Raw genomic sequence first — 4,936 nt, forward strand, 5'->3', positions numbered from 1 at the left:
GTCGGCAGCGTCAGATGTGTATTAGTGAGAGCCCCCACCATGGTCACGGGCTCTTTCGTGTCGGCGGCGCGCGGCGGCATCACCACCAACTGGGCGATCGCGCGCCCGCCGGGCCAGACCAGGCCGCTGCGGCCGGTCATCGCGCTGCACGGCAAAGGCAGCGACGCTGCCACCGTGATGGCCGGCGGCGTCGAGCAGGGGCTGGCCCAGGCCGTGGACGCCGGGTTGCCGCCGTTTGCGGTGGTCGCCGTCGACGGCGGGGGCGGCTACTGGCACAAGAGGGCGTCCGGCGAGGACAGCGGGGCCATGGTGCTCGACGAGCTGATCCCGATGCTGGGCAACCAGAACCTGGGCACCCAGAACCTGGACACCTCGCGGGTGGCATTCCTGGGCTGGTCGATGGGTGGCTACGGCGCCCTGCTGCTCGGCGGCCGGCTGGGCCCCGCACGCACCGCGGCGATCTGCGCGGTGAGCCCCGCGCTGTGGCTGTCTCCGGGGGCGGCCGCGCCCGGCGCGTTCGACGGACCCGCGGACTTCGCGGCCAACTCGGTGTTCGGCATGCCGGCGCTGGCCTCCATCCCGATCCGGGTGGACTGCGGCGACAGCGACCCCTTCTACGCGGCGACCCAACAGTTCGTCGCCCAACTGCCCACCCCGCCGGCGGGCGGGTTCTCCCCCGGGGGGCACAACCCGGCGTACTGGAGTTCGCAGCTGCCCGCCGAGCTGACCTGGCTCGCGCCGCTGCTGACCGGCTGACGCCGCTTCGCCAGCGTTACGCTCGCGAAGGTGACCGCCCCCTTCGACTGGAGCTTCCCCTACGCCTGGCCGCGCAAGCCCGTGCTGGCGCACAACGTGGTGTGCACCTCGCAGCCGCTTGCCGCCCAGGCGGGCCTGCGCATGCTCGCCGAGGGTGGCAGCGCGGTGGATGCCGCGGTTGCCACCGCGATCGCCCTCACCGTGGTGGAACCGGTGTCCAACGGCATCGGCTCGGACGCCTTCGCGATCGTCTGGGACGGCCGGCGACTGCACGGGCTCAACGCGTCGGGCCGCTCACCCGGGGCCTGGACACCGGAGTACTTCGGCGGCCACGACGTTCCCGCCGTCGGCTGGAACTCGGTGACCGTCCCGGGCGCGGTGTCGGCGTGGGCCGAGCTGCACGCGCGATTCGGCCGGCTGCCGTTCGAGCGGCTCTTCGGCCCCGCGATCTCCTACGCCCGCAACGGTTTTCTGGTCTCCCCGACCGTCGCCGAGCAGTGGGCGGCGCAGGTGCCGCTGTTCGAGCACCAGCCCGGGTTCGCGCAGACGTTCGCGCCGGGCGGGCGGGCACCCGCCCCCGGTGAGCCGTTCGCGCTGCCCGACCATGCGGCCACGCTGGAAAAGATCGCCGACACCCGCGGCGAGGCGTTCTACCGGGGGGAGCTGGCCGCCCGGCTCGAGGCCCACGCGGCGGCCAACGGCGCAGCCATGCGCGCCGACGATCTGGCCGCGCACCGCGCCGACTGGGTGGGCACGATCGACGCCCCCTACCGCGGGTACACCGTCCACGAGATCCCGCCCAACGGCCAGGGCATCGTGGCGCTGATCGCGCTGGGCATCCTCGAGCATTTCGACATGGCCTCGCTGCCGGCCGATTCCGCCGACAGCGTGCACCTGCAGATCGAGGCGGTGAAGCTGGCTTTCGCCGACGCGCAGGCCTATGTCTCCGACATCGAGCACATGCCGGTCGGCCCGCAGCACCTGTTGGACCCGCAGTACCTGAGACACCGCGGCGCGCTGATCGACCGGCACCGGGCCAAGCCGGCGTCCGCGGGCACCCCGGGCGGGGGCACCGTGTACCTGACGGCCGCCGACGCCGCGGGGGTGATGGTCTCGATGATCCAGTCCAACTACATGGGGTTCGGCTCGGGTGTGGTGGTGCCGGGCACCGGAATCTCGCTGCAGAATCGCGGTGCGAACTTCGTTGCGGCACCGGGGCATCCGAACCGGGTGGGGCCCGGCAAGCGTCCGTACCACACCATCATCCCGGGTTTCGTGACCAGGGACGGCTCGCCGGTGATGAGCTTCGGGGTGATGGGCGGAACTATGCAGCCCCAGGGCCACGTGCAGGTCATGGTGCGTATCGCCGACCACGGCCAGAATCCGCAGGCGGCGTGCGACGGCCCCCGGTTCCGCTGGGTGGACGGCTTGCGGGTCAGCTGCGAACGCGGCTTCCCGCCGGCCACGCTCGACGAGCTGCGCCGGCGCGGGCACGACCTGGTGTCCGTCGGGGACTACAACCAGTTCGGCAGCTGCCAGGCGATCTGGCGCCTGGGCGGCGGGTACCTCGCGGCCAGCGATCCGCGCCGCGACGGCCAGGCCACGGGTTTCTGAGGCGTTTTACACGCGGATCTTGCCCTGCGCCGCCAAGAGGGCGATGTCGCTGCGGAAGTGGCTGCCCGGCAACCGAATCGAACCGATGATGTCGTATGCCCGGGCCCGGGCGGCGGAGAGGTCGTCGCCGATGCCCACCACGGACAGCACCCGGCCGCCCGAGGAGACGATCGCACCGTCGTCGCGACGCGCCGTACCGGCGTGCAGCACCCCGTCGGCTTCGGACCCGGTGATGACGTCGCCGACCCGCGGTCGCCCGGGATAGTTCTCCGCCGCCAGCACCACCGTGACCGCGGCGCCGTCGCGCCAGCGCAGCTCGCCGAAATCGGCCAGCGCGCCGGTTCCCGCCGCGTACAGCAATTGGCCGAGCGGCGATTCCAGCAGCGCCAGCACCGCCTGGGTTTCCGGATCCCCGAAGCGGCAATTGAATTCGACCACCGCGGGACCCTTCGCGGTGATCGCCAGTCCGACGTACAGCAGGCCGGAGAAGGAACTGCCACGCGCAACCATCTCGGCCGCAACGGGTTCGACGATGGTGCCGACCACGTCCCGGTAGACGTCGTCGGGCAGCCACGGCAGCGGCGCATAGGCGCCCATGCCGCCGGTGTTGGGGCCGGCGTCTCCCACGCCGACGCGCTTGAAGTCCTGCGCCGGCAGGAGGGGCACCACGGTTTTGCCGTCGACCACGCAGAACAGCGACACCTCGGGGCCGTCCAGGTAGGACTCCAGCAGCACCGGGTGACCCGTCTCGAGCAGCCCGGCGGCATGGGCACGCGCCACATCTCGATCCGGTGTCACCACCACGCCTTTGCCCGCGGCCAGCCGGTCGTCTTTCACCACCCAGGCGGCGTCGCCGGCCGGAGGCCCGAACCTGTCCAGGGCCGCATCCAAATGTGCTGGGCTGTCGACGATCTCGCTCGTCGCGGTCCGAACGCCCGCCGCGGCCATGACGTCCTTGGCGAACGCCTTGGATCCTTCGATGCGAGCGGCATCCCGGCTGGGCCCGAAGCACACGATGCCGGCGGCGCGCACAGCGTCGGCCACCCCCAGCACCAGCGGAACCTCGGGGCCGATGACGACCAGGTCGGCGCGGACCGCGCGCGCCAGGGCGACGACCTCCGCGCTCGAGGTCACGTCGACGGCGTGCTGCTCGGCGATGCGGGCCGTGCCGGCGTTGCCGGGAGCGATGGCCAAGCCGGTGACCTGCGGGTCTCGCTGCAGCGCCAGCAGCAGCGCATGTTCACGGGCACCGGAGCCGATCACCAGGACGCGCACGAGACGTCAGACTAGCCGGGCAGGGACCGCACGACCACAGCAGCCGGTTCGGCTGATCTTCTCGAGCAGGTCCTTGAGGTCTTTCTGCGCCGCGGCGGTGAGGCGTCCGGCCGCCGTGAGCGCAAGCCGATGGCGCCGCAGGTCGGCCGGGTCGCTCTCGCGACGCACGAAGCCAGCCGCCTCACGCCATCATCGGGGCACGCAGGCTCGCACAACTCGACGACAACGTCCGCGCCGTGGACGCGCGGCTCAGCGCCGGGGAATCGGCCTGTGGCCGGCCACACTGGCTTTCCGCTCAGGCGTTCACCCAATTCGAAGAAGCCTGTGCCGCGGCCGAGGCACTTTGCGTCGACGGGGCGATCGCCTGTGCGGGGCGTACTCCGTACCGTACAGGGCGCCGAGCTGGACCTGTCCACCTCCGCGGGCCGCATGGTGGCCCGTATTCTCGGTTCGGTCGCACGGCAGGGGTCAGAGAACCCCCACACCGGCCAGGCTGTGACCGCGTCCGGCGAGTGTACCGGGCGGCATGTCCGGGGCTGCTGGTGAACCCGAAGTATGCCGCGATCAAGACTCACGCTGACAAGAGCGGTAAAGTGCCTGATTTCGGGGGTAATTGGACTGCACTGATCGGCGTCGATACCCATCGTGGCCTGGTCGGCTACGGCGGTTCTGCTGCTCCGGCGCGCTAGACTGCAGCGATGCGAGTCGTACCGAAAAGTTCTGCAGTGCAGCAGCTTTGTGCTTCGCCGGACGCCGAGCTGGCCGGCGCGGCGAATAGGTCAGGCCGCGAATTGGTTTGGAGCGCCGCCGAGATTGGGCTGACAGAGTAGGCGATGGGCCCGCTGTTCAAGCAGATTTCGACCGAGGTCGCCGCGCCGCTGTCGGCCATATCACTGACGACGCGGCGAGCGGCCAATGCTCGATGGAATCGTCAGCGCATGGCGAAGGGTCCCTGGTCGATGCCGATCAACCGCAATGCCGGGTGTCGAATGCTGACGATGCGATGAGCACAGTCGTTCTTGGTGCGTATCACGTCGTGCTGCAACGGGTGTGTGCCATGAGAAGACGGCCGGGGTCGGCGCGGATCTGGAATGCACCACGCCCGAGGAATTGGCTGGGGTGAATCGGCTGCATACGGAGCGGACGGCGGCGTTGATGGCTGATCAGTGCGGGCAGCCGGTGACGTGCCGGCGTGGCAGCCACGGCAGGTAATGTGTCGACCGCCACGGTGATGGGACCACTTTGACCAGGGTTTAGCCAGTTTCATTGGACCACCCGTTTGCCAGTTATG

At 70.5% G+C, this 4,936-nt stretch carries 4 protein-coding genes; 3 read left to right on the plus strand and 1 reads right to left on the minus strand.

All coding sequences use genetic code 11. The features are described from left to right. The coding region (locus tag FPZ47_RS26485) for an alpha/beta hydrolase-fold protein (RefSeq protein WP_210420022.1) at positions 1-756 on the plus strand (756 nt) is incomplete at its 5' end. Between the two features lie 30 nt (positions 757-786). Continuing rightward, positions 787-2,370, plus strand: a complete 1,584-nt coding sequence (locus FPZ47_RS26490; protein ID WP_144957089.1) for a gamma-glutamyltransferase family protein — start codon at positions 787-789, stop codon at positions 2,368-2,370. Between the two features lie 6 nt (positions 2,371-2,376). Here FPZ47_RS26490 and purD read toward each other — a convergent pair whose 3' ends face one another. Continuing rightward, a complete protein-coding gene (purD, locus tag FPZ47_RS26495) occupies positions 2,377-3,645 on the minus strand; it encodes a phosphoribosylamine--glycine ligase (RefSeq protein WP_144957087.1) in 1,269 nt (422 codons plus the stop codon). Between the two features lie 833 nt (positions 3,646-4,478). Between purD and FPZ47_RS28700 the strand changes: the two genes are divergently transcribed. Then, on the plus strand, positions 4,479-4,652 hold the full coding sequence (locus FPZ47_RS28700; protein WP_168209576.1) for a hypothetical protein: 174 nt from the start codon (positions 4,479-4,481) through the stop codon (positions 4,650-4,652). Positions 4,653-4,936: the final 284 nt, after the last annotated feature.

The sequence above is a fragment of the Mycobacterium helveticum genome (genome assembly GCF_007714205.1).
GTDB classification, from domain to species: Bacteria; Actinomycetota; Actinomycetes; order Mycobacteriales; family Mycobacteriaceae; genus Mycobacterium; species Mycobacterium helveticum.